Origin of the sequence: Nitrospirillum amazonense (assembly GCF_007828045.1) — a bacterium.
GTDB classification, from domain to species: Bacteria; Pseudomonadota; Alphaproteobacteria; order Azospirillales; family Azospirillaceae; genus Nitrospirillum; species Nitrospirillum amazonense_C.
On sequence record NZ_VITN01000005.1, the window covers coordinates 350,470 to 372,406 of the forward strand.

At 68.3% G+C, this 21,937-nt stretch carries 25 protein-coding genes; 11 read left to right on the plus strand and 14 right to left on the minus strand.

Translation table 11 applies throughout. The features are described 5' to 3' along the window. Nucleotides 1-39 precede the first annotated feature (39 nt). Nucleotides 40-1,353: a phosphoribosylamine--glycine ligase gene (purD, locus tag FBZ89_RS11310; RefSeq protein WP_145750068.1), complete on the plus strand. Its 1,314-nt coding sequence runs from the start codon at nt 40-42 to the stop codon at nt 1,351-1,353. A 63-nt stretch (nt 1,354-1,416) separates the two neighbouring features. Next, a complete protein-coding gene (locus FBZ89_RS11315; RefSeq protein WP_145750069.1) occupies nt 1,417-2,340 on the plus strand; it encodes a tetratricopeptide repeat protein in 924 nt (307 codons plus the stop codon). Here the strand turns inward: FBZ89_RS11315 and FBZ89_RS11320 are convergent. From FBZ89_RS11320 to FBZ89_RS11335, 4 genes are all read right to left on the minus strand, one after another. Continuing rightward, the gene (locus FBZ89_RS11320; protein ID WP_145750070.1) at nt 2,337-3,014 is read right to left on the minus strand and encodes a hypothetical protein; all 678 of its coding nucleotides are present in this window, start codon (nt 3,012-3,014) and stop codon (nt 2,337-2,339) included. The two genes, FBZ89_RS11315 and FBZ89_RS11320, sit on opposite strands and share 4 nt — an antisense overlap. Before the next feature lie 29 nt (nt 3,015-3,043). Beyond that, entirely contained in the window at nt 3,044-3,478 is a 435-nt protein-coding gene (locus tag FBZ89_RS11325) for a nucleoside deaminase (RefSeq protein WP_145750131.1), read from the minus strand. Between the two features lie 98 nt (nt 3,479-3,576). Next, complete coding sequence (locus FBZ89_RS11330) at nt 3,577-4,482, minus strand: alpha/beta fold hydrolase (protein WP_145750071.1); 906 nt, start codon at nt 4,480-4,482, stop codon at nt 3,577-3,579. Between the two features lie 76 nt (nt 4,483-4,558). Further along, nucleotides 4,559-5,197 (minus strand): TetR/AcrR family transcriptional regulator, encoded by a 639-nt coding sequence (locus FBZ89_RS11335; protein WP_145750072.1) that lies wholly within the window; start codon nt 5,195-5,197, stop codon nt 4,559-4,561. Between the two features lie 103 nt (nt 5,198-5,300). Here FBZ89_RS11335 and FBZ89_RS11340 point away from each other — a divergent pair, with 103 nt between their 5' ends. From FBZ89_RS11340 to FBZ89_RS11355, 4 genes are all read left to right on the plus strand, one after another. Then, on the plus strand, nt 5,301-6,704 hold the full coding sequence (locus FBZ89_RS11340; protein WP_145750073.1) for a pseudouridine synthase: 1,404 nt from the start codon (nt 5,301-5,303) through the stop codon (nt 6,702-6,704). After that, the gene (rsmD, locus tag FBZ89_RS11345) at nt 6,704-7,267 is read left to right on the plus strand and encodes a 16S rRNA (guanine(966)-N(2))-methyltransferase RsmD (RefSeq protein WP_145750074.1); all 564 of its coding nucleotides are present in this window, start codon (nt 6,704-6,706) and stop codon (nt 7,265-7,267) included. The genes FBZ89_RS11340 and rsmD overlap by 1 nt, the downstream gene beginning before the upstream one ends. A 106-nt stretch (nt 7,268-7,373) precedes the next feature. Further along, nucleotides 7,374-7,955, plus strand: a complete 582-nt coding sequence (locus FBZ89_RS11350; protein WP_145750075.1) for a peptidoglycan recognition protein family protein — start codon at nt 7,374-7,376, stop codon at nt 7,953-7,955. Then, nucleotides 7,949-8,344, plus strand: a complete 396-nt coding sequence (locus tag FBZ89_RS11355; RefSeq protein ID WP_145750076.1) for a hypothetical protein — start codon at nt 7,949-7,951, stop codon at nt 8,342-8,344. Before FBZ89_RS11350 ends, FBZ89_RS11355 begins: the two co-directional genes overlap by 7 nt. 23 nt (nt 8,345-8,367) lie before the next feature. On the opposite strand, the gene FBZ89_RS11360 is transcribed toward FBZ89_RS11355, so the two are convergent. After that, nucleotides 8,368-8,973 (minus strand): gamma-glutamylcyclotransferase, encoded by a 606-nt coding sequence (locus FBZ89_RS11360; RefSeq protein ID WP_246172138.1) that lies wholly within the window; start codon nt 8,971-8,973, stop codon nt 8,368-8,370. Nucleotides 8,974-9,195: 222 nt separating this feature from the next. Here FBZ89_RS11360 and FBZ89_RS11365 point away from each other — a divergent pair, with 222 nt between their 5' ends. Beyond that, nucleotides 9,196-10,305, plus strand: a complete 1,110-nt coding sequence (locus FBZ89_RS11365; protein WP_186457303.1) for a DUF2125 domain-containing protein — start codon at nt 9,196-9,198, stop codon at nt 10,303-10,305. 155 nt (nt 10,306-10,460) lie between these two features. On the opposite strand, the gene FBZ89_RS11370 is transcribed toward FBZ89_RS11365, so the two are convergent. The 3 genes from FBZ89_RS11370 to FBZ89_RS11380 all read right to left on the minus strand — a co-directional run bounded on the left by FBZ89_RS11370 (nt 10,461) and on the right by FBZ89_RS11380 (nt 13,671). Further along, nucleotides 10,461-11,351: a prephenate/arogenate dehydrogenase family protein gene (locus tag FBZ89_RS11370; protein ID WP_145750079.1), complete on the minus strand. Its 891-nt coding sequence runs from the start codon at nt 11,349-11,351 to the stop codon at nt 10,461-10,463. After that, entirely contained in the window at nt 11,348-12,448 is a 1,101-nt protein-coding gene (gene hisC / locus FBZ89_RS11375) for a histidinol-phosphate transaminase (RefSeq protein WP_145750080.1), read from the minus strand. Before hisC ends, FBZ89_RS11370 begins: the two co-directional genes overlap by 4 nt. Nucleotides 12,449-12,807: 359 nt before the next feature. Next, nucleotides 12,808-13,671 carry a chorismate mutase gene (locus tag FBZ89_RS11380; protein ID WP_145750081.1) on the minus strand — a complete coding sequence of 288 codons (864 nt, stop codon included), beginning with the start codon at nt 13,669-13,671 and terminating at the stop codon, nt 12,808-12,810. A 170-nt stretch (nt 13,672-13,841) separates the two neighbouring features. Between FBZ89_RS11380 and metX the strand changes: the two genes are divergently transcribed. Continuing rightward, on the plus strand, nt 13,842-15,008 hold the full coding sequence (gene metX / locus FBZ89_RS11385; protein WP_246172139.1) for a homoserine O-acetyltransferase MetX: 1,167 nt from the start codon (nt 13,842-13,844) through the stop codon (nt 15,006-15,008). Between the two features lie 4 nt (nt 15,009-15,012). Further along, on the plus strand, nt 15,013-15,648 hold the full coding sequence (metW, locus tag FBZ89_RS11390; protein ID WP_145750083.1) for a methionine biosynthesis protein MetW: 636 nt from the start codon (nt 15,013-15,015) through the stop codon (nt 15,646-15,648). Nucleotides 15,649-15,790: 142 nt separating this feature from the next. Here the strand turns inward: metW and FBZ89_RS11395 are convergent, their stop codons facing one another. Beyond that, nucleotides 15,791-16,393, minus strand: coding sequence for a helix-turn-helix domain-containing protein (locus FBZ89_RS11395; RefSeq protein ID WP_145750084.1), 603 nt, complete (start codon nt 16,391-16,393; stop codon nt 15,791-15,793). A gap of 116 nt (nt 16,394-16,509) precedes the next feature. Between FBZ89_RS11395 and FBZ89_RS11400 the strand changes: the two genes are divergently transcribed. Next, nucleotides 16,510-17,709, plus strand: a complete 1,200-nt coding sequence (locus FBZ89_RS11400; RefSeq protein ID WP_186457304.1) for an MFS transporter — start codon at nt 16,510-16,512, stop codon at nt 17,707-17,709. A 21-nt stretch (nt 17,710-17,730) separates the two neighbouring features. Then, a complete protein-coding gene (locus tag FBZ89_RS11405) occupies nt 17,731-18,450 on the plus strand; it encodes an HAD family hydrolase (RefSeq protein ID WP_145750086.1) in 720 nt (239 codons plus the stop codon). A gap of 31 nt (nt 18,451-18,481) precedes the next feature. On the opposite strand, the gene FBZ89_RS11410 is transcribed toward FBZ89_RS11405, so the two are convergent. The 5 genes from FBZ89_RS11410 to obgE are packed head-to-tail and all read right to left on the minus strand — an operon-like array spanning nt 18,482 to nt 21,906. Then, a complete protein-coding gene (locus FBZ89_RS11410) occupies nt 18,482-18,748 on the minus strand; it encodes a Txe/YoeB family addiction module toxin (protein ID WP_145750087.1) in 267 nt (88 codons plus the stop codon). Continuing rightward, nucleotides 18,748-19,008: a type II toxin-antitoxin system Phd/YefM family antitoxin gene (locus tag FBZ89_RS11415; RefSeq protein ID WP_145750088.1), complete on the minus strand. Its 261-nt coding sequence runs from the start codon at nt 19,006-19,008 to the stop codon at nt 18,748-18,750. Before FBZ89_RS11415 ends, FBZ89_RS11410 begins: the two co-directional genes overlap by 1 nt. Before the next feature lie 60 nt (nt 19,009-19,068). Next, nucleotides 19,069-19,620: a hypothetical protein gene (locus FBZ89_RS11420; RefSeq protein ID WP_145750089.1), complete on the minus strand. Its 552-nt coding sequence runs from the start codon at nt 19,618-19,620 to the stop codon at nt 19,069-19,071. A gap of 12 nt (nt 19,621-19,632) precedes the next feature. After that, entirely contained in the window at nt 19,633-20,820 is a 1,188-nt protein-coding gene (proB, locus tag FBZ89_RS11425; RefSeq protein WP_145750090.1) for a glutamate 5-kinase, read from the minus strand. Between the two features lie 3 nt (nt 20,821-20,823). Continuing rightward, nucleotides 20,824-21,906, minus strand: coding sequence for a GTPase ObgE (gene obgE, locus FBZ89_RS11430; RefSeq protein WP_145750091.1), 1,083 nt, complete (start codon nt 21,904-21,906; stop codon nt 20,824-20,826). Nucleotides 21,907-21,937 lie beyond the last annotated feature (31 nt).

A 21,937-nucleotide genomic window follows, 5' to 3' on the forward strand; every position in this document is an offset into this window, starting at 1 on the left:
CCCGCTCAACAGATGGAATCGTGATCGGGGGTAGAGGCGATGAAGATCCTGGTGGTCGGATCCGGCGGGCGGGAGCATGCGCTGTGCTGGGCCATCTCGGCCTCGCCCCTGTGCGGCACGCTGTGGTGCGCGCCCGGCAACGCCGGCATCCGTGACGTGGCCAGCTGCGTGGACATCAAGGCCGACGATGTGGACGGCCTGGTGGCCTTCGCCACGGCCAACGCCGTGGATCTGGTGGTGGTGGGGCCGGAGCAGCCGCTGGTGCTGGGCCTGGTGGATCGCCTGACGGCCACCGGCATCAAGGCCTTCGGCCCCAGCCAGGCGGCGGCCGCCCTGGAAGGCTCCAAGGGCTTCATGAAGGACATCTGCGCCAAGTACGGCGTGCCCACGGCCGCCTACCAGCGCTTCACCGATGCCGCCGCCGCCAAGGCCTACGCCACCGAGCAGGGCGCGCCCATCGTGGTCAAGGCCGATGGTCTGGCCGCCGGCAAGGGCGTGGTCATCGCCATGACCCTGGAGGAGGCGCACGCCGCCATCGACGACGCCATGCTGCATGGCCGCTTCGGTAGCGCCGGCGCCGAGGTGGTGGTCGAGGAATTCATGGACGGCGAGGAGGCCAGCTTCTTCGCGCTCTGCGACGGCACCCACGCCCTGCCCCTGGTGGGCGCGCAGGACCACAAGCGGGTGTTCGACAACGACCAGGGCCCCAACACCGGCGGCATGGGCGCTTATTCCCCCGCCCCCGTCCTGACGCCCGAGCTGCAGGACCGGGTGATGCGTGAGATCGTGGAGCCCACGGTGCGGGGCATGGCGGCGGAGGGCAAGCCCTTCACCGGCGTGCTGTTCGCCGGGCTGATGATCGTTGCGAGCCCGGAAGGACCGAAGCCCCGCCTGATTGAATTCAACGCCCGCTTCGGCGACCCGGAATGCCAGGTGCTGATGCGCCGCCTGAAGTCCGACATCGTGCCCTTGCTGCTGGCCACCTGCGACGGGCAGCTGGACCATGTGGACGTGCGCTGGCACGACGACCCCGCCCTGTGTGTGGTGATGGCGGCCCAGGGCTATCCGGGTGATTATGTGAAGAACACCGTCATCGGGGGGCTGGAGGATGCGGGCAAGGTCGACGGGGTCACCGTCTTCCATGCCGGCACGAAAGCGGCCAAAACACCCGAGGGGGACGACCGTGTGCTGGCCAATGGCGGCCGGGTGTTGGGCGTGACGGCCATCGGGGGAACGGTGGCGCAGGCGCAGGCCCTGGCCTACCAGGCGGTGGACCGCATCCGCTGGCCGGAGGGCTTCTGCCGCCGGGACATCGGCTGGCGCGCGGTTGAACGGGAACAGAAGCAGGGATAAGGCGGGCACCCCAAGAGGGGCCCAGCCGTTTTTTCCCAGCCGTTTTTTCAGGGACACGAGATCATGAATCGCCAGGACCGCCGCCGCCGCATCGCGGAAATCTCCAAGGACGCCAACGCCGGCGCGCCCTTCGTCAACGACATGCGCGTGGCCGCCGACCTGCATCGCCAGGGCCGGCTGAAGGAGGCGGAGAACGCCTACCGCGCCATCATCCGCATCTACGCCGCCGTCCCGGAAATCCGCGTCGCCTGGTCCAACCTGGGCGCGGTGCTGCAGGGCCTGGGCAAGCTGGAGGAGGCGGTGACGGCGCTGAAGAAGGCGCGGTCGCTGAACCCCAACCACCCGCCGCCCTACCAGAACCTGGGCATGGCCCTGCTGGCCCAGGGCAAGGTGGATGAGGCGCTGGAAAGCTTCCGCCGCGCGGTGGAGCTGAACCCGCAGTTCACCGAGGCCTGGCACGCCCTGGGCGTGGCCTCGGGCCAGAAGAACGACCTGGCCGGGGCCGAGGACGCCTGGCGCCGCACGCTGGAGCTGGACCCCAACCGGGCCGAGACCAGATTCAACCTGGGCCTGATCCTGCGCAACACCGGCCGGCTGGACGCGGCCGCCGCCGAGTTCCATGCCTGCGCCACCCTGGACCCGTCCCAGGGCGATGCCCGGCTGGCCCTGGCCGACACCCTGATCGCCATGGGCCGCGCCGAAGAGGCGGCCCAGATCATCTGGGTGCTGATCCAGACCACGCCGGCGCATCCGGTGCCGCAGCAGTTCTACGCCCGCGCCCTGACGGTCATGGCGCAGATGGGCAACGGCGATGCCGCTGCCGACCGTGCCGACCAGTGGGCGGCCGCCTACCCGGACAGCGAGGCCGCGCGGTCGGTGAAGATCGCCTTCGACACCTACCGCGCCGAGAAGGCCGCCGCCGAAGCCAAGGGTGGGGATGCCCCCCGGGCTGAGGAAACCGCCGCCGAAGAGAAGCCGGAAGCCTAAGACCCGGTCCGATCCCGCCGCTGCTCGCGCGACGCCGCCACCCTCAGGCCGAGGGCGCGCGGCGGCGGGCGGCGGTGGGCCTCCTTCCAGCCCACCCAGCATTGGCGGATCAGCCAGCCGGCCAGCACGGCCAGCCCCAGCACGGCCGCCACCACGATGCCCCAGACCCACAGGTCGGTGCCGTGCACGATGGTCCGCAGGCCCCTGAACACCCCGGCCTGGCGCCAGAATATGGCGGCGGTGGCCAGGACGATCAGCAGCGGCCCCAGGAGGGGCAGCAGCGGCGCCAGCAGCAGGCTGGGCGCCTGACCGTACACAATGCGCAAGGGGTGGCGCACGATGGTCCACTCGCACGACAGCGGCAGCAGCACGGACAAGGCCAGCACCGCCAGGATGGTGGTGGGCAGGAAGGCGTTCACCGCCAAAGCGGTCTGCCAGCCGGCGGGGACGATGACCAGGCCGATGGCCAGCGCCAGGATGGCCAGCGCCTCCAGCCCCAACAGGGCGAAAGCGCCCCGCACCGTCCACAGGATACGCCCCTCCTGGCCCGGCCGCACCCGCAGCACCCGCATGCCGGCGTCCTTGTGGAAAGGCGTGTCGCGCACCACCTCGCCCGTCACATCGCCGCGCAAGGACCAGTAGAAGGCGCCGTAGTCGTCCCGGTAGAGCGGCATGCGGTTCCCATCCCCTTGCTATGGCGGCGTCAGCGTCGTTCCTTGAAGAAATCCTGCAGCAGCGCACCCGCCCGCCGTTCCTGCAGCCCGCCATAGGTGTCGGGCGCATGGTGGCAGGTGGGCTGGCTGAAGAAGCGGGGGCCATGCTCCACCGCCCCGCCCTTGGGATCGTAGGCCCCGAAATAGACCCGTCGCAGGCGGGCGAAGCTGATGGCGGCGGCGCAGAGAGCGCACGGTTCCAGCGTCACATAGAGGTCCAGGCCCGGCAGGCGCGGCTGGCCCACCGTGGCACAGGCGGCACGGATGGCCAGCACCTCGGCATGGGCCGTGGGGTCGGCCAACTCCTCCGTCCGGTTGGAGGCGGCGGCCAGGACGGCACCGGTGGCGGGGTCGACGATGACGGCGCCCACCGGCACCTCCCCCCGCGCGGCGGCGGACGCGGCCTCGGCGAAGGCGCGCTCCATGGGGGAAAAGTCGGGCTCGATCGCGGGTGGGGACGACAACATGCCCCCAGCCTGGAGCAGGGCCGCGCGCGGCGTCAAGCGGGCGGGCGGCGCATCTGTCATCGGGCGAAAAAATCAACCAACAGGGCCGCCAGCTCCGCCGGCGCCTCCTCCGGCACGTAATGGCCGCAGTCCACCACCTGGGCGCGGAGGTCGGCCGCGTGGCCGCGCAGGGTATCGGCCAGCATCGTGCCCACGCCCGCCCTGGCACCCACCGCCAGGATGGGCAGCGACAGGCACTTGTCCGCCCGCGCGCGGGCCCGCGCCAACTCCTCCGACCGGAAAGCCTCGCGGTAATAGGCGAAGGTTGAGCGCAAGGCGCCCGGCAGGGACAGCACCCGCACATACTCGTCGAGGTCGGCCGGCCCGATGGCCCAGCGCCGCAGGGCCTTGGCATTGAACAGGTGGCTGAGGTAGGCGCGCTCCCGCCCCTGGATCAGCAGTTCCGGCAGATCGTCCAGGCGGTTGAAGGCGAAGTGCCAGGTGCGTGCGTTGGCCTCATCCGACGGGATGCCGGGCGGTGGCGGGGGCGTGATGCCCGGCAGGGCCGCGTCCACCAGGGCCAGGCAGCGCACGTCCCCTGGCCAATCGGCGGCATAGGCGTGGCCAATCCAGGTGCCGACATCATGGCCCACCACGTCGAGGGGACCCTCCGTCAGAAGGCCCAGCGCGGCGGCCAAGCCGTGCATGTCGGCCGCCGCCGTGCCCAGGTCGTACCCGCCCGCCGGCCGATCCGACTCGCCGAAGCCGCGGGGATCCACGGCGATGACCCGCCGCCCGGCGTCGGCCAGCAGCGGCATGACATGGCGCCAGGCGTACCAGCTTTGCGGCCAGCCCGGGATCAACAGCACCGGCGGCTCCTGCCGGTCCGGCCCACCCTCGACGTAATGCAGGCGCACACCGTTGGCGGTCACCAGGCCGTGTCGGAAGCGTTGCCAGAAGCGGTCGGCGTTGAAAGGCGGCATGAGGGTATCTCCTTTTGGGAATGATCATTTCCTAATTGACTGAGACGCGACGTCGTTCGGCGATGGTGGGTCACCCTTAATCGAGCAGTTTCAGGGCATTGTCCGCCAAGGGCGCCATTTCCATGCGGTCCCGCCCCGTTTTGCCGACGACGCGCATCCCCTGCAGCACGCACAGCAACAGCCGGGCGGTTGCCATAGGATCAAGATGCAGGGCGACGGTGCCGTCGGCCTGTCCCTCGGCGACAAAGCCGGCCAGCCGGCCCTCGTTCAGGTGCAGCGCGCCGGTCACCCGGGCCGCGACCTCCGGATCGGCGGTGGCGAGGTCCACGGCGCCGGCCACCACCAGGCACCCCCGGCGGCCGTCCGCCCCATGACTGCTGTCGGCATAGAAATCCAAGACTGCCTTGATCTTGGCCCGGCCGGTGGGGGCGCCCTCCAGCACGGCGCGCAACCGTTCGGTCCGCAAGGCCACGTAGCGGTCGAAGGCGGCCAGGAACAGGCCGCGCTTGTCGGTGAAGGCCTTGTACAGGCTGCCAGCGGTCAGACCCAGGGCCTGGGTCAGGTCGCTGATGGCGGCCCCCTGATAACCGCGCTCACTGAACACCGCGATGGCGCGGTCGAGCGCCAGGTCGGTATCGAATTCGCGCGGACGGCCGGGACCGGGACGACGGGGATGGGATGGAGCGGTCATGGCGGCATGATAGGAAACGATCATTTCCGAATCAAGCGCAGCCATGCCCCAGACGGGGGCCCCACCGGCTTGGGCCGGCGCCGTCTGCCGCTTGGCAAGGCGCCTGGGCGCGCATACAGTCCGCCGCATGTCCGAGACCAAATCCCCCGAAAAGTCTGGCGCCGAGAAATCCGGTGCCGAAAAATCCGCTGAGCGCATCGCCAAACGGCTGGCGCGCGCCGGCCTATGCTCCCGCCGCGATGCCGAGCGCTGGATCGCCGACGGCCGCGTGGCCGTGAACGGCCAGGTGCTGACCTCGCCCGGCGTGAACGTGCAGCCCGGCGACCGCATCGTCGTCGATGGCCAGGTTCTGCCCGAGCAGGAGCCAACGCGCGTCTGGCGCTATCACAAGCCCGCCGGCCTGGTGACCACGGCCCGTGACGAGTTGGCCCGCGCCACGGTGTTCGACCGCCTGCCCGACGGCATGCCACGGGTCATCTCCGTCGGCCGGCTGGACCTGAACACCGAGGGCCTGCTGCTGCTGACCAACGACGGGGAACTGGCCCGGCACCTGGAGCTGCCGTCCACCGCCTGGCCCCGCCGCTACCGGGTGCGCGTGCACGGGACGCCGGACACCGCCAAGCTGGCCAAGCTGGCGGAGGGTATCTTCGTCGACGGCATCGAGTACGGCCCCATCGAGGCCGTGCTGGATCGGGAGCAGGGCAGCAACGCCTGGCTGACCATGACCCTGCGCGAAGGCAAGAACCGCGAGATCCGCAAGGTGCTGGAGCACCTGGGCCTGACGGTGAACCGCCTGATCCGCGTCGCCTACGGGCCGTTCCAGCTGGGCAAGCTGGAAAAGGGTGAGGTGGAGGAAGTGCCGCGCCGCGTGCTGCGCGACCAGCTGCCCCAGTTCTTCCCCAAGGAAAGCGCCCAGGACCGCAAGGAGGCGCGCGCCACCAAGTCCGCGGCCGAGATGCCAACCCTGCGCTTCGACAAGGCGCCCAAGGCCAAGCCCGCCCCGTCGGGGAAGTCGCCGACAAAGGCGAGCCCCGCGAAGACCGCGCCGGCCCGTACCCGGCGCGAGGACACGGCCGAAGCGCCGCGCCCCATCCGCGCCCCGGCCCGCACCGGCGCCCGCACCGTGGAGCGCCCGTCGGCCCAAGCGGACGTGGTTACGCGCACCAGGCGTCCGCCATCGACCGGCGACAGCGCCGCGGACAAGGCGCGCGCGCTGGCCCACGCCCTGGACCGGGCGCTGGACGGCACGCCCGACGATGATGAGGACAGGGCCCCCGCCCGCCGCCCGCGCAAGACGCCGGTGGCCCGCACCGCGCCCAGCCTGGGGGAGCGTGTCGATAGCCGCGCGCCGGCCAAGCGCGCGCCCACCAAGCGCCAAGACGCCAAACGGGATGATGCCAAGCGCGGCGAGGCCAAGGCGGCCCCGCGTACCGGCAAGGCGGCGCCCGCCAAAGCCCCCAAATCGGCCGGCCCGAAGCCCACTCGCCCGGCGCCTAAGGGCAAGCCGGCCCCCAAGGGCAAGAAGACCTGATGCGCATCGTCGGCGGGCGGCATCGCGGGCGGACCCTGGCGGCCCCCGGCGGGCGGGACGTGCGGCCCACCAGCGACCGCACGCGCCAAGCCCTGTTCAACATCCTGGAGCATGGCGACTTCTTCGCCGACGAGGGCCCGACGGTGGAGGGCCGGGTGGTACTGGACGCCTTCTGCGGCACCGGCGCCCTGGGGCTGGAGGCGCTGTCGCGCGGGGCGGAGGCCGCCCTGTTCCTGGACATCAGCCGCGCCTCGCTGGACCTGGCGCGCGCCAACGCCGCCACGCTGAAGGAAACCGGGCGCTGCCAATTCATCCAGGGCGACGCCGCCAAGGCGCCCATGGCGCGCCAGATGGCCGACCTTGTCTTCCTGGACCCGCCCTATGGCCAGGGCCTGGCGCCCCGCACGCTGGAAAGCCTGGTGGTCGGCGGCTGGCTGGCCCCGGAGGCCCTGTGCGTGGTCGAGATCGGCGGCGACGACCCGTTCGAGGCGCCGCCGGGTTTCGAGGAACTGGACAATCGCCGCTATGGCGACACCCGGGTGCTGTTCCTTCGGCGCGCCTAGTCACGCCACCCCTAGTCCCAAGACTTACTTACTCCGACACGTATTGCCATCTGGACGCACGATCCTAGGTACTATTCTCCAACCCTCTTTTTGGGGAATGGTGGAGATGGTGATCGATGACGATGGGTGGGTCATAGACCCCCGAGTAAAGAAGACGCCCTTCTTTAATCTCAAGCACGGCTTGATGGATGTTATCCATGGGATAATAGTCCATCAAACCGCGAGCCCATCCGCTCAGTCCACCTTCAACAGCTACAAATCAGCTGATCCAAACGGAGCCCATTTCTTAATAGATAAAGACGGAACCATCTATCAAACAGCTTCCGTTACCTGGAAGGTTTGGCACGTTGGAAAAATTCGATCGAGATGCTTAGTTAACTATACGTGCACGCCATTAGAAATAAGAAAATTAAAATCTTCGTCGCAAATTCAAAAAACAGAAAGAGAAAAGAAATTTCCGGATAGATATCCTATGAATGAGGACTCCTTAGGAATTGAGATCGTTTCCGCTGTCATAGGCGACGAAAAACACCCTAATTTTGAGACAGTAACAGATGAGCAAAACGGCTCTTTGACATGGCTAATTTCGGAACTGAAACAGAAATTCAGCGTTCCTCCCACGGAAATCTACAGACACCCCGACGTAGCATATAAAAATGCACACGAAGCGGAGTCGGCAAGATGGTAAATCGGATATTTTTCCTAGGTATATCAATTATTTTTGCAACACCATGTGCCGCCCTTGCAAAACCAAGGAGCATAAAAATATCTTCAATTACTGTTGAAAAAACCGGCCTGTATGAACCCGGAAGAACACCACAACCAGAAATAGAAAGTGCATGCCGGAATTTTTCAGCGACGGACAAGACAGTGTCAGCGTGGCTAAATCACTCCAAGGAGGTTTCGGAAATAAAGTACTTTTCAGAAAACATTATTACGAACTGCACCGCCACCGGGACGCTGATAGCCCAAAACGGCTTGCGGTATAATTGGGTAATCGATCTTGGTGGCTCTGCCGTAATTTATAACGAGGAAAAAAAGACAAAAATCTACCTTATTGGAAAAGAATTATATTAGTATCGCACCTAAAATTCATAGCTCTATTTGCGAATCGCATTAACGTCCATGCCTTGGCCAACCACCCGCTCCACTAGCCCTTCCAGGTTGCGGTCGCGGATGCCCAGCTCATGCAAGTGGCGGACGGTGTTGACCAGATAGTCAACGTTGCGCCCGCTCTCCCCCACGCCCTGGCGGATCAGGCCGGCCAGCTCGTCGGGCGGCAGGCGCCCGCAATATTGCTCATGCCCGCGCAGCACGGTGAAGGCCACGGTGGGCACCCGGCTTCCCCCCTCCAGCGTGGCGGTCAACAAGCGCGGCTCATAGACCGCGTTCTGCATCTCCCGCGCCCATAGATAGTCCAGCACGCCCGGCGCCTCGGCAGCTTCCACACGATAGGCGACGCCCCGGCAGGCTCCCCCCCGGTCCAGGCCCAGCACGGCGCCGGGGCAGGCGCGGGTACCGCGATGGCGGTAGGAATAGACGCTGAAGCCCCGGTGCCAGCCGCGCACGGTGGCGAGCCGCCGCTCCACGAAGGGGAAGCCCGGGTTCCACATCAGGGATCCGTAGCCGAACACCCAGACATCCACGCCGGCGGCGACACCGATGGCGCCGTAGGGGGCGGCGATTTCAGAGGGGGATGAGGACAAGGGCGGCATGCCAGGCAGGGGAAACGACGATCATCCCTGACCCTGGACGGCTTCGCCCCTCGCCGTCAACCATCGGCAAAACGAAGAGTGCTGGCATTCCAGGCGGCTGATCCCGATCTAAGACTGAAGACCGGCGCGACGGCACCGCGCTTGCCAAGCCCATCCGGGCGTGGCCTCATCGCCTCGGCGTCCATGCCCGGCCGCCGCCTTTCGGAAGTTCCCATGCGTGTCCGCCCCCTGACCCTTGTCCTGTTCCTGGTGCTGGTCCTGGTGACCGGCTATGCCGTGTGGTGGCACCGCATGGCGACCCGCCTGCTGGGCCTGCTGGAACACAACACCGAACTGGCGCGCGTGGCGGGCGCCACCATCACTTATCAACCGCCCACGCTGGGCGGCTTCCCCCTGGGCATCTCCATCACCGCCACCGACGTGAAGGTCGCGAAGCCGGACGGGCTGAGCTGGTCGGCCGAGACGGTCAAGGCCTCCGCGCCCGTCTGGCGCCTGGACCAGGTGGTGCTGACCCTGGCCAAGGGCGGCCACGCCAGCCTGCCACGCGAGGGCGCCCGGCCGGCCCTGGACGCCACCGCCACCATCGCCGGCGGCCGCGTCACCTTGGACCTGGCCACCGGCACCCCACGGTCGGTGCAGGTGAACCTGAACCACGCCACCCTGGTCGCCGCCCCCCTGCCGGCGCCGGAGGGCGCCCCGGTGGAAGCCCCCCCGCCGGACGGAACGGCGGCCGGTTCCCCCCCGGCAAGCCTGGTGCCGGCCGGCAGCTACCCCATCGAGGATGTGTCGGTCACGGTGGAGCGGCCGGTGACGCCGCCCACCGACCACACGGGCACGGGCCTGGCCCTGCACGTGGATGTCACCAACATGACCGTGCCGCCGGTGCGCAGCCTGGGCACCACGGTGCAGCGCCTGATCCTGGCGGCGCGGGTGCAGGGGCCGGTCCCGGCCGCGCCCACGGTGGACGCGGTGACCCCGTGGTCCAAGGATGGCGGCACGGTGGAGGTGGACAGCCTGAAGCTGGACTGGGGCGACCTGCACATGGGGGCCAACGCCACCCTGGCGCTGGACGCCAACCTGCAACCCCAGGGGTCGGGCACGGCGGAGCTGTCGGGCCTGGACAATCTGGTGGACGCGCTGCACGACGGCGGCAGCCTGCGCGGCAATGCCGCGACCTGGGCGCACCTGGGCGTCGCCCTGTTGGCCAAGCCCAAGGCCAACGGCGGCGCCCCCACCCTGAAGCTGCCCATCACGATGCAGGACCATAAGCTGCAGGTGGGCCCGCTGACCGTGGCCCACTACCCCGACATCGCCTGGCGTTGAAGCCAAACGCCAAGCCAGCCGCTCCGCCCCAAGGGAGCGAAGCGACTAGGCTGCGACCGCAGCCGCCGGAGCCTTTCGGGGAGCGTCAGCGGACTGAAAGGCGAGGATAGCCAAGGCCGCGGATGCGGCCGCCCGGCGCTTGAGGGAACACAAGACTAAGCCTGCTTGGCGTCGATGATGGACCGCCGGATGGCGCGGGTGCGGGTGAACAGGTCGAACAGCTTGTCCCCCTCGCCCCAGCGGATAGCGCGCTGCAGGGCCGTCAGATCCTCGGTGAAGCGCTGGATCATCTCCAGCACCGCCTCGCGGTTGTTCAGGAAGATGTCGCGCCACATCACAGGATCCGACGCCGCGATACGGGTGAAGTCGCGGAAGCCGGAGGCGGAGAAGCGGATGACCTCCGACTTCGTCGTCTCCTCCAAATCCGTGGCCGTGCCGACGATGGTGTAGGCGATCAGATGCGGCAGGTGGCTGGTGATGGCCAACACCTGGTCATGGTGGCCAGCGTCCATGACCTCGATCTGCGAGCCGCAGGCGGCCCAGAGCCGGCCCAGCCGGTCGACCGCCGCCGCGTCCGTGCCCGGAGGCGGCGTCAGGATCAGCCAGCGGCCGCGGAACAGCTCCTTAAAGCCGGAATCGGGGCCGGAGTGCTCGGTTCCGGCCAGGGGATGGCCGGGCACGAAGTGCACGCCATCCGGCACATGGGGGGAAACGTCGCGCACCACCGCCTGCTTGACGGAGCCCACGTCGCTGAGCGTGCTGCCCGGCGCCAGGTGCGGGCCGATCAGGGCCGCCACGTCGGCATAGGCGCCCACGGGCGTGCACAGGACGACAAGGTCGGCGCCGGCCACGGCCAGGGTGGCGTCGCTTTCCACGCGGTCGGCGATGCCCAGCTCCGCCACGCGGGCGCAGACGGCGTCGGAGCGGTCGCAGGCCACCACCTCGGCCGCCAGGGAACGATCGGCCATCAGGCAGCGCAGCAGGGAGGAGCCGATGAGGCCCAGGCCGATGACGCAGACGCGATTGTAGAGGGGCGTATCGGTCATTTGCCGGCCACCCAATCCGCAAGGCCGGCCACGACCTCCCGCATCTCATCCTCCAGCCCGATGGTGACGCGCAGGCAGTGCGGCAACCCGTAGGAACCGACCTGGCGCACCAGGATGCCACGCGACTTCAGCAGCAGCCGGGCGCCCTCGGCATTGGCGCGGTCGCCCTTCTGCTCCGCGAAGGAGATCAGGACGAAATTGGCGACGGAGGGATGGACCACCAGGCCCAGCTCACGGACCTGGCCGGCGAACCATTCGCGCACCTGGGCGTTGTGCCGGCGGCTTTTCTCCAGGAACTCCACGTCCTCCAGCGCCGCCAGGCCGGCGGCCTGGGCGCTGGACGCCACGTTGAAGGGGCCGCGCACGCGGTTCAGCACGTCGGCCACGGCGGCCGGGCAATAGGCCCAGCCCAGGCGCAGGCCGCCCAGCGCGAAAATCTTGGAGAAGGTGCGGGTCATGACGACGTTGCTGAACTCATCGACCATGTCGGACCCGTCGGTGTAGTCCGGGGCGTCGACATATTCGGCATAGGCCGCGTCGATGACCAGCAACACATTCTCCGGCAGCCCGGCGTGCAGGCGCCGCAGCTCGTCCTTGTTCAGGTAGCTGCCGGTGGGGTTGTTGGGGTTGGCGATGAAGACCACGCGGGTGCGGGGCGTGACGCGGGCCAGTAGGGCGTCCACGTCGGTCTTCAGGTTGGTCTCAGGGGCCGCCACCGGTGTGGCACCGGCGAAGCGCGCGCTGATGGGGTAGATGGCGAAGCCGTGGACGGTGTGCAACACCTCGTCACCGGTTCCGGCGTAGGCGCGGGTCAGCAGTTGCAGCACATCGTCGGAGCCGTTGCCGCAGACGATGCGCTCGGCATCCAGGCCGAAACGGCGGCCCAGGCCGGCGCGCAGCGCCTTGGACCCGCCGTCGGGATAGCGATGGATCTGCCCCGCCACCGCGTTATAGGCGGCGACCGCCTTGGGGCTGGGGCCCAGCGCCCCCTCGTTGGAGGCCAGGCGGATCAGCCGCGACGCCCCCGGCGCATGCGCCTCGCCCCCGACATAGGCATGGATATCGAGAATGCCGGGGTTGGGAACGGGAGCGGACATGATGCTGAGGAACCTTCTGGCAGGCGGTGGCGGTCTTCTTCTCGCGGGCGGCGGGTTTGATCTCAAACCCGCACGCAGGTAAGGATAGCCGTGAGTCTTATCAAAGCCTTATGCGAATCGGGGGCGCATGCCCTGCGCCGTTGGGGCGCGACTCGGCGGGCTTCCTGGGACGACTCGGCGGTCTGTCCTCCACCAGCGGCATGGGGTTTCAACTCGTGCCGCTGCAGCCCGCGACTGCGGGCACCAGAGATTTCCGGGAAGCCGAAGGCAGACCGGAAATCGAGGAAGCCAAGCCAGCGGATGCTGGCGCCCGGCGATTGAGGGGGCATTTGAGCGGTCACGATCAAATGCCACACATATCAGGCCTTCCTGGCTTCCAGCGTGATGGGCAGGGCATAGGCGCCCACGGGCAGCACCCGCACCAGGGCGTCGCCCAGCTTTTCCGCCAGGGCGCCCAGGCGGGCGTCGTCGCCATCCACGAAATCCTCCACCTCGATCAGGTGCACGGACCCGCCGCCGCCCGGCAGGTGGAAGATGCGGAACCAGCCCACGGGCAGGCTGACGGCCTCCATCATGTCCTTCAGGCGGCCGCGGCTCATGTCCTGCGCCAGTTCCACCCCCAGCAGGGTGTGGTCCTGGCCCGTGGCCTCCAGCGGTACCGCCCCGAGGATCAGGGCGTCGCCGCCCTCTTTCTGGCCGGGGCGGCTGCAGAACGGCAGGCGGCCGATGATCTTGGGTGTCTTGGTGTCGTCGCTGATGAGGAACCGCCACCAGGGGTCCGTCTCCTCCTCCTCCGGCACGGGCACCACGCCCACGGTGGCACTGCCCTCGGCCAGGGCGCGCAGCACGGCCTGGGCGGTGTTGGCGGGAGCCAGGGGGGTGACGGTGCCGTAATGGTCGCGGGCGATGTCCCACAGGCGGCGGTCGTCGTCGGGCGCGTAGACGGCGACGGCGAAAGGCCCCTGGATCAGGGTCATGGCGGCGATCATCTCGCGCCAGATGCGGACGATGGCGGCCACGGGCACGCTGCCCTGGTGGCGGGCCACCAGGCGCCGCAGGATGCCCGCCTCGCGCCCCGGCCGGATGAAGACCTTGGCGCCCGCCTTGGACTGGGCAATACGCTCCACCACCCGGGCGCGCCGCATGATGAGGTCATGGATGGCCGCATCGATCTCATCGATTTCACGGCGCAGGGCGTCGACGGAGGGGCTGGCAGGGGGCATGGACGGGTTCGGATTATAGGACCTGAAACGATTGAGTCTTAGAGCCTGCCCCCCGCAAAATCAAAGAAAACGTTGACTTGGGGTATCCCGCTTCCTAGTCATGCAGGCTGCATTCCAAGGCCCGCCCGACGATGATCACCCCGCCTGCCTACACGGATAGTTCCGGCGCCATGGCCGCGCCCGCCCTTGGGATCCTGCCCGGGCAGCGCACGGTGCTGGGCGCCGACCGGCCCATGCCCCTGGACGGCGGCGGGCAGCTGGGCCCCTTCACCATGGCCTACCAGACCTACGGCACCCTCAACGCCGACAAGTCCAACGCCGTGCTGGTCTGCCACGCCCTGACCGGCGACCAGTACGTGGCCGACCGCCACCCCATCACCGGCAAGCCCGGCTGGTGGGAGATGCTGGTGGGCCCGGGCAGGCCGGTGGACACGGACCGGTTCTTCGTCATCTGCAGCAACGTCATCGGCGGCTGCATGGGGTCCACCGGTCCGCACGACGTGAACCCGGCCACGGGCCAGCCCTACGCCATCGATTTCCCCGTCATCACCATCGGCGACATGGTGCGGGCGCAGACCCTGCTGATCGACGCGCTGGGCATCGACCAGCTGTTCTGCGTCATCGGCGGCTCCATGGGCGGCATGCAGGTGCTGCAGTGGGCGGTGGCCTACCCGGAGCGGGTGTTCGCCGCCGTGCCCATCGCCACCGCCGCCCGGCATTCGGCCCAGAACATCGCCTTTCACGAGGTGGGGCGCCAGGCCATCATGGCCGATCCCGAATGGCGCGACGGCGCCTATCAGCGGGCCGGGACCAACCCGGCGCGCGGCCTGGCCGTGGCCCGCATGGCCGCCCACATCACCTACCTGTCGGAAGCGGCCCTGCACCGCAAGTTCGGCCGCAACCTGCAAAGCCGCCAGGCCATCACCTTCGGCTTCGACGCTGATTTCCAGGTGGAAAGCTATCTGCGTTACCAGGGCACCAGCTTCGTCGACCGCTTCGACGCCAACAGCTACCTCTACATCACCCGTGCCATGGACTATTTCGACTTGGCGGCGGAGCATGGCGGCCAGTTGGCCCAGGCCTTCCGCGTGGGCGGCAAGGGCACGCCGGTGCGCTTCTGCCTGGCCAGCTTCTCCAGCGACTGGCTGTTCCCCACGTCCGAGTCGCGGGCGGTTGTGCACGCGCTGAACGCCGTGGCCGCCAATGTCAGCTTCGTGGAAATCGAGACGGACAAAGGCCACGACGCCTTTCTGCTGGAGGAGCCGGAGTTCCACCAGGTCATGCGCGGCTTCATCAACGGCTGCGCCGATCATCGCGGCCTGAAACGGCGGGTCTGACCCCATGGACGCCACGGTCATCCCCCCCCGCACCGACATCCGCGGCGACCTGCGCCGCATCGCCGACATGGTCAGCGCGGGCGCCCGCGTGCTGGACGTGGGCTGCGGCGACGGCGCCCTGCTGGACCTGCTGACCCGAGAAAAGGGTGTCGATGGGCGCGGCGTGGAACTGGGCATGGACGGCGTGCGCGAGTGCGTGTCGCGCGGCCTGTCCGTCATCCAGGGCGACGCCGACACCGACCTGAAGGACTACCCCAGCGACGCCTTCGACTATGTGATCCTGTCGCAGACGCTGCAAGCCACGCGCGACCCGCGCGGCGTGCTGTTGCAGATGCTGCGCATCGGCCGCCGCGTCATCGTCTCCTTCCCCAATTTCGGCTATTGGCGGGTGCGTCTGGCCCTGCTGCTGACGGGGCGCATGCCGGTGACCGACCGGCTGGGCTTCCAGTGGTGGGAAACGCCCAACATCCACTTCTGCACCATCGCGGACTTCACCGCGCTGTGCGCCGACCTGGGCGGAGTGACGGTGGAACGCAGCGCCATCCTGGACCACGCCGGCCGCCAACTGACCAGCGACGCCACCACCTGGCGCGCCAACTGGTCGGGGGAGCAAGGCATCTTTTTGCTGCGAAGAGATTAGTTTTGTTCCCTCAGCCCCCGGGCGCCGGCATCCGCCGGCTTGGCTTATCCTCGGTTTCCAGTCCGCTGACGCTCCCCAGAAACCTCCGGCGGATGCGGTCGCGTCCTACAGCGGCAGGAGGGCCCCTGCCGCCGGTATCATTTCAACCGACTGGACCGGAAGCGCAGGCTTCATCGTAGGCGATGGTGTCGACCAGCCGGGCGAAGGTGCCGTCCGACAGCTGGAAGCGCACCCAGCGGAAACGGCTGGCGTGGATGGGCACCTCGGCCGAGCGGTTGGCGCGGGTCGTCAGTTCCAGGGCCGGCGGCCTGGCCTCGAACCAGCCCAGGTCCGGCAGGGTGGCCTCCGCCGCCACGATGTCCTCGGTGGCGTAAGGCCAGAGCGAGGTGCCCAGCAGGTCGGCCCGCGCCCGGCCGAAGTCCCGCTCCCGGGCCGGCGACAGGGCCAGCAGGGTGTGCGTCAGGTCGCAAACCAGGTGGACCGCCCCGCTTGACTGGTTGACCAGGCGCGCCAGTTCCCGGTCGGCGGCGCTGTCCAAACCGGCGCGCATCAGCAGGCGGATCGCGGTCTGTTCATCGGCGTCGGGCGCCAGCGCGCCCGATTCCCAGCGCGACACCGTGGCCTGGGAAACGCCCAGCAACTCCCCCACATGGCTCTGCTTCATGCGGCGCAGGGTGCGCCATAGGCGGAGCGAGGGCCCCAGATGCGACACGGGGCCGATAACGGCGGCGATGCTGCGGCCCATGGATGATGTCCTGCGCCCTTTGTCCACGCATATCTTATTCACGGCCTTTCGCCGCCAGCCATGCCAAAAATAGAGCCCCCGCCCCGTTGGGCGGGCGTCACGCGGTTGAGGGCATCATGAGCGGCACCTGGGTCAAGATCGTCTGGTTCTATGGCGTCGGGGTCATCGCCGCCGCCCAGCTGGGCAAGATGTCGGCCCTGATCCCCCTCATCTCCCGCGACCTGGGCCTCAGCCTCACCGTGGCGGCCCTGGTGATCTCGCTGCTGGAGATCGGCGGCGCCGGATTCGGCCGCATCGCCGGCGGGCTGATCCAGCGGGCGGGACGGCGCCCCGCGCTGCTGGCCGGCACCGCCCTCCTGGCCCTGGGCGGTATCGGCGAAAGCCTGGCGCGGGGCCCGGCGGCGCTGATCGCGTGGCGGATGGTGGAAAGCGCCGGCTATCTCACCACCGTCATCGCCGCCCCCATGCTGATCCTGGAGACGGCGACCCCGCGCCAGCGCGGCGTGGCGCTGGCCCTGTGGAGCAGCTTCGTGCCCGTCGGCCTGGCCCTGGGCGCCATCCTGTCCGGCTGGGCGGCGGAGCTGTGGAGCTGGCGCGGCGCCCTGTTCGGCGGCGGCGTGGTGGCGGCGGGCGCCCTGGTCCTGTCCCTGCGCATGACCGCCGGTGTCGGGGCGCAGGTGCGTGCCGCCGCCGCCGGCGGCACCGCCCCCACGCGGCAGGCCTGGGCCTTGGCCCTGGGCTTCGGCTGCTACACCACGTTCGAGGTCGGCCTGCTGGGCATGCTGCCCACCTTCCTGGTGGACAAGGCCGGCGCCAGCGCCGACACCGCCGGCCTCATCACCGGCACCGCCTCCTTCGCCACCGTGGCGGGCAGCGCGGTGGCGGGGTGGTGGAACCACCGCAACCATGGGCGGGACCTGGCGCGGGGGCCGTCCTTCGCCCTGATGGCGCTCAGCATCGTGCTGCCGGCCCTGCTGCTGTTCCTGGTGTTCGGGCCAGCGCTCGACCTCCCCACCGCCGCCAGCGTGGTCATCGCGCTCAACGCCCTGTCCGGCATCTATCCCGGCCTGGCCTTCGCCCTGCTGCCCGCCGTGGCGGGATCGGACCGGGGCCTGCCTGCCGCCAACGGCCTGCTGACCCAGTTCGGCGCCAGCGGCTCCCTCATCGGGCCGCCGCTGTTCGCCGCCTTCGCCGGCCACTGGGGCTGGACCAGCGCCGCCGCCTGCGGCCTGGCCGCATCCCTGCTCTGCCTGGCCTTGATGCGGGCGGCGGGGGTATCGTCCCCTTCCGTCGCGGTCCCCGATCAGGCCGCCTGAGTTTCTTTGGAGTTGCGTCCCATGCCTGCCCTTACGCCCCGGGGGCCCCCCCGTGTCATCGCCCTCGATGGCGACGACACGCTTTGGCACAACGAGGCCATGTTCTCGACCTCATACGCCGAGTTCCGCGACCTGCTGCTGCGCCACAGCGACCTGGACCAGGCGACCATCGATGAGCGCCTGCTGCTGGTGGAGCGGCGCAACCTGGCGGCCTATGGCTACGGCATCAAGGGCTTCACCCTGTCGATGATCGAGACGGCCCTGGAACTGACCGAAGGGCGCATCCCCGGCATCGCCATCGAGACGCTGGTGCGGCGCGGCCGCGCCATGCTGGCCCACCCAGTGGAGCTGATCGACGGCGCCCTGGAGGTGATCGAAACCCTGCGGGAGCGGGACCATGAGGTGTGGCTGATCACCAAGGGCGACCTGTTCGACCAGGAGAGCAAGATCGCCCGCTCCGGCCTGGCCGACCTGTTCCATCGCATCGAAATCGTGTCGGAAAAGGACGACGCCACCTACCGCCGCCTGCTGGACCGCCACGGCGTGGCCCCGGCCGACTTCGCCATGGCCGGCAACTCGCTGAAGTCCGACGTCCTGCCGGTGGCAGCATTGGGTGGCCTGGGTTTCCACGTGCCCTACCACACCACCTGGGCCCATGAGATGGTGTCCGGCCCGATTCCCCACCCCTATACCGAGCTTGCATCCTTACGTGAATTGCCGAGCGCGTTAGGGTCCAGGTAAGGAATCGACTCGGGATGTGGGACGGTCCGCGTCAGTAGTGCAACCTGCACTGCACGATCTGAACCTCCTGCTCTTCCCCCTTACCGCGCACCCGATAAACCAGGCGATGCTCCTGAGTGATGCGACGGGACCACCAGCCGGAAAGGTCGCCCTTCAGCGCCTCCGGCTGGCCTACGCCCCGGAAGGGGTCCCGGCGGATATCTTTGATCAGGCCATTGATCTTGCGCAGCACTTCCATGTCCTGGGACTGCCAATACAAATAGTCATCCCAGGCTTGTGCCGTGAACCTCAGCTGCATCAGTCGAGATCATCCGGAAGGGCGTCCGTGACGAACTCTCCAGCATCAGCGGCGGCGATGGAAGCCAGCAGGCGCTCGGCATTCCGGGGGCTGCGCAGCAGATGCAGCGTTTCCATCATGCCGTTGAACTCATCCTCAGCGATCACCACCACCGACCGGCCGCCCTGGCGCGTCACCACCAGGGGCGCGCGGCTATCGCATGCCGCATCCAAATGCGCCTTCATGTTCTGGCGAAACTCGGTGAAGCTGACGTGCGACATGGGGGCCTCCAGAAACTCGTATCTGTACATATATCCGTACAGATTGCCATTACAAGGCGCTCAAGACATGTCGGGCGCTACAGGGCAAGCGTGTTGCCAAACTTCCAGACGGACAATGTCGTTCCGCCCGGAAAGCCGCCGGACGTAAGAGACCTGGACCTTGGAATCGGCATGGACAATTCCACCATGCATCTCAAGGGCATGGTAGCCGAAACCAATTTTCTCATCCGCGTAGGCAAAATCCATGCCCGCAACCCGCCATCGTTCAAAATCCCGCGACAGGCGTGATCTTGGGCTTCCAGGATAAAAATGGGTCAAACAGCCTTGTACCGTATGATACCGCCCCGCCCGTACGTCCGCTTGCGCCTCATAGGCGTATCTAAAGTCGAAATAAGCCCCCGCAGAGAAAAAGATCAACCAAACGATGGAAAAGGGAAGGATCAACCATCGCATCATCCAAGCTCGGCCTTCCAGACCAAACCCCGGCCGATTGAACCGAGGCGCCATGATGGCCATAACCAGAAGTCCCAATCCAATCGATAGGAACAGCCCGAAGCACATAAAGTCGGGCCTGATCTGGTCAGGCACCTGAGCCAGGTCAAAAACGTCCAAGACTCCTCCACCTCACCCCAACGCCAGGTCGTCCCGGTGGATCATCTCGTCCCGGCCACGCCAGCCCAGGCTGGCTTCGATCTCGGCGCTGCGGCGGCCCTGGATGCGGCGGGCGTCCTCGGCGGAATAGGCCACCAGGCCGCGGGCGATGACGCGGCCGGCCTGGGTGCGCACGGCCACCAGGTCGCCGCGCTCGAACTCACCCTCCACCGCGCGCACGCCGGCGGGCAGCAGGCTGCCGCCGCGCGCCAGGGCCTGGGCGGCGCCCTCGTCCACCACCAGCGTGCCGGCCGGCTTAAGCGAACCGGCGATCCAGCGCTTGCGCGCCGTGCCGGGGCCGGCGGCGGGCAGGAACCAGGTGCACAGCGCCCCGCCCTGCTCCAACGTCTTCTCCAACGCCGCCAGCGGATGCTGGCGCTTGCCGGAAACGATGGCCATGCGGCAGCCGGCGGCGACGGCGATGCGGGCGGCGGCGATCTTGGTCACCATGCCCCCGCTGCTGTAGCCGGCAGGCGGTTCCCCCGCCATGGCCTCGATCTCCGGCGTCACCTCGGTCACCACGGGCAGGTGCCGGGCCGCCGGGTCCTTGCGCGGGTCGGCGGTGTAGAGGCCGTCGATGTCGGACATGAGGATCAGGGTGTCGGCGCTGATCATCTGCGCCACGCGGGCGGCCAGGCGGTCGTTGTCGCCGAAGCGGATCTCGGCGGTGGCCACGGTGTCGTTCTCGTTGATCACGGGAACGGCGCCCAGCTTCAGCAGGGTCTCGATGGTGGCGCGGCCGTTCAAGTGGCGGCGGCGATCCTCGGTATCGTCCAGGGTCAGCAGCACCTGGGCCACGGTGATGTCGTGGCGGGCCAGGGTTTCTTGATAGGCGTGGGCCAGGCGGATCTGGCCGGTGGCGGCGGCGGCCTGCTTTTCCTCAAGCTTCAGCGGGCGGCCCACCAGGCCCAGGTGCTCCCGCCCCACGGCGACGGCGCCGGAGGAGACGATGACCACGTCCACGCCCCGGCGGCGCAGGGCGGCCACGTCATCGCACACGCTGTCCAGCCAGTCGCGGCGGATGCGGTGCGTCTCACCATCCACCAGCAGGGCGGAGCCGATCTTGACGATCAGCCTTTTGGCGCCCAACACCGGCGGGACATCAAACACCGCCGCCGCACCGGTTGAAGAAACTTCCGTGCGGGCGGCGGCGTCATTCATTTTCTAACGTGTCCCTTTGTCGGCCTGGGAGATGTCGTCCAGGGGATTGTACCGCGCCTTGTATGCCTTGCTGCGCGCTTCCTCGCCATCCATCAGGCGCGCAGCCTTGATCTGCTCCAGAAGCGCATACAGCACGTCGGGCACATGCTCGCCCGTGGCGCCGGACAGCACCATGACCGGCTTCTTGGCCGAGCGGCGCAGCTTCAGCTTCTTTTCCGCAAGTTCTTCCTCGGACAGGGCGTCGACCTTGTTCAGGGCCACGATCTCCTGCTTCTCCGCCAGGCCGCCGCCATAGGCGCGCAGCTCACGGCGGATGGTGCGGTAGGCCTTCTGCACATCCTCCTGCGTGCCGTCCACGAGGTGCAGCAGCACGCGCGTGCGCTCCACATGGCCCAGGAAGCGGTCGCCCAGGCCGTGGCCCTCATGCGCGCCCTCAATCAGGCCGGGGATGTCGGCCACCACGAACTCCTCCTCACCCGCGCGCACGACGCCCAGGTTGGGCACCAGCGTGGTGAAGGGATAGTCGGCGATCTTGGGCCGGGCGCGCGACACGGCGGCCAGGAAGGTGGACTTGCCGGCATTGGGCAGGCCCACCAGGCCCACGTCGGCGATCAGCTTCAGGCGCAGCCACACCCAGCGCTCCTCCCCCGGCCAGCCGGGACCGGCCTTGGTGGGTGCGCGGTTGGTGGAGGTCTTGTAATGGGCGTTGCCGAAGCCGCCGTCACCGCCCTTCAGCAGCACGATGCGCTGGCCCACCTCCATCATGTCGGCCAGCACCGTCTCCTGGTCCTCATCCAGGACCTGGGTGCCCACCGGCACCTTCAGCACCATGGGCTCACCGGCGGCACCCGAGCGGTCGCGGCCCATGCCGTGGCCGCCGCGCTGGGCCTTGAAGTGCTGCTTGTAGCGATAGTCGATCAGCGTGTTCAGGCCGTCCACGGCCTCGATCACGATGTCGCCGCCGCGCCCGCCGTTGCCGCCGTCCGGCCCGCCGAACTCAATGAACTTCTCCCGGCGGAAGCCGACGCAGCCGGGGCCGCCGTCACCGCTCTTCAGGTAGATTTTGCACTGGTCCAGGAACTTCATGATGGGCGGGCCTTATGTAACGGTCTTTGAT

What these genes read in the sequence shown, in the direction of transcription:
- purD (WP_145750068.1), top strand. Translation starts at nt 40, where the DNA reads ATGAAGATCCTGGTGGTCGGATCCGGCGGGCGGGAGCATGCGCTGTGC.
- FBZ89_RS11315 (WP_145750069.1), top strand. Translation starts at nt 1,417, where the DNA reads ATGAATCGCCAGGACCGCCGCCGCCGCATCGCGGAAATCTCCAAGGAC.
- FBZ89_RS11320 (WP_145750070.1), bottom strand. Translation starts at nt 3,014, where the DNA reads ATGCCGCTCTACCGGGACGACTACGGCGCCTTCTACTGGTCCTTGCGC.
- FBZ89_RS11325 (WP_145750131.1), bottom strand. Translation starts at nt 3,478, where the DNA reads ATGGAGCGCGCCTTCGCCGAGGCCGCGTCCGCCGCCGCGCGGGGGGAG.
- FBZ89_RS11330 (WP_145750071.1), bottom strand. Translation starts at nt 4,482, where the DNA reads ATGCCGCCTTTCAACGCCGACCGCTTCTGGCAACGCTTCCGACACGGC.
- FBZ89_RS11335 (WP_145750072.1), bottom strand. Translation starts at nt 5,197, where the DNA reads ATGATCGTTTCCTATCATGCCGCCATGACCGCTCCATCCCATCCCCGT.
- FBZ89_RS11340 (WP_145750073.1), top strand. Translation starts at nt 5,301, where the DNA reads ATGTCCGAGACCAAATCCCCCGAAAAGTCTGGCGCCGAGAAATCCGGT.
- rsmD (WP_145750074.1), top strand. Translation starts at nt 6,704, where the DNA reads ATGCGCATCGTCGGCGGGCGGCATCGCGGGCGGACCCTGGCGGCCCCC.
- FBZ89_RS11350 (WP_145750075.1), top strand. Translation starts at nt 7,374, where the DNA reads ATGGTGATCGATGACGATGGGTGGGTCATAGACCCCCGAGTAAAGAAG.
- FBZ89_RS11355 (WP_145750076.1), top strand. Translation starts at nt 7,949, where the DNA reads ATGGTAAATCGGATATTTTTCCTAGGTATATCAATTATTTTTGCAACA.
- FBZ89_RS11365 (WP_186457303.1), top strand. Translation starts at nt 9,196, where the DNA reads ATGCGTGTCCGCCCCCTGACCCTTGTCCTGTTCCTGGTGCTGGTCCTG.
- FBZ89_RS11370 (WP_145750079.1), bottom strand. Translation starts at nt 11,351, where the DNA reads ATGACCGATACGCCCCTCTACAATCGCGTCTGCGTCATCGGCCTGGGC.
- hisC (WP_145750080.1), bottom strand. Translation starts at nt 12,448, where the DNA reads ATGTCCGCTCCCGTTCCCAACCCCGGCATTCTCGATATCCATGCCTAT.
- FBZ89_RS11380 (WP_145750081.1), bottom strand. Translation starts at nt 13,671, where the DNA reads ATGCCCCCTGCCAGCCCCTCCGTCGACGCCCTGCGCCGTGAAATCGAT.
- metX (WP_246172139.1), top strand. Translation starts at nt 13,842, where the DNA reads ATGGCCGCGCCCGCCCTTGGGATCCTGCCCGGGCAGCGCACGGTGCTG.
- metW (WP_145750083.1), top strand. Translation starts at nt 15,013, where the DNA reads ATGGACGCCACGGTCATCCCCCCCCGCACCGACATCCGCGGCGACCTG.
- FBZ89_RS11395 (WP_145750084.1), bottom strand. Translation starts at nt 16,393, where the DNA reads ATGGGCCGCAGCATCGCCGCCGTTATCGGCCCCGTGTCGCATCTGGGG.
- FBZ89_RS11400 (WP_186457304.1), top strand. Translation starts at nt 16,510, where the DNA reads ATGAGCGGCACCTGGGTCAAGATCGTCTGGTTCTATGGCGTCGGGGTC.
- FBZ89_RS11405 (WP_145750086.1), top strand. Translation starts at nt 17,731, where the DNA reads ATGCCTGCCCTTACGCCCCGGGGGCCCCCCCGTGTCATCGCCCTCGAT.
- FBZ89_RS11410 (WP_145750087.1), bottom strand. Translation starts at nt 18,748, where the DNA reads ATGCAGCTGAGGTTCACGGCACAAGCCTGGGATGACTATTTGTATTGG.
- FBZ89_RS11415 (WP_145750088.1), bottom strand. Translation starts at nt 19,008, where the DNA reads ATGTCGCACGTCAGCTTCACCGAGTTTCGCCAGAACATGAAGGCGCAT.
- proB (WP_145750090.1), bottom strand. Translation starts at nt 20,820, where the DNA reads ATGAATGACGCCGCCGCCCGCACGGAAGTTTCTTCAACCGGTGCGGCG.
- obgE (WP_145750091.1), bottom strand. Translation starts at nt 21,906, where the DNA reads ATGAAGTTCCTGGACCAGTGCAAAATCTACCTGAAGAGCGGTGACGGC.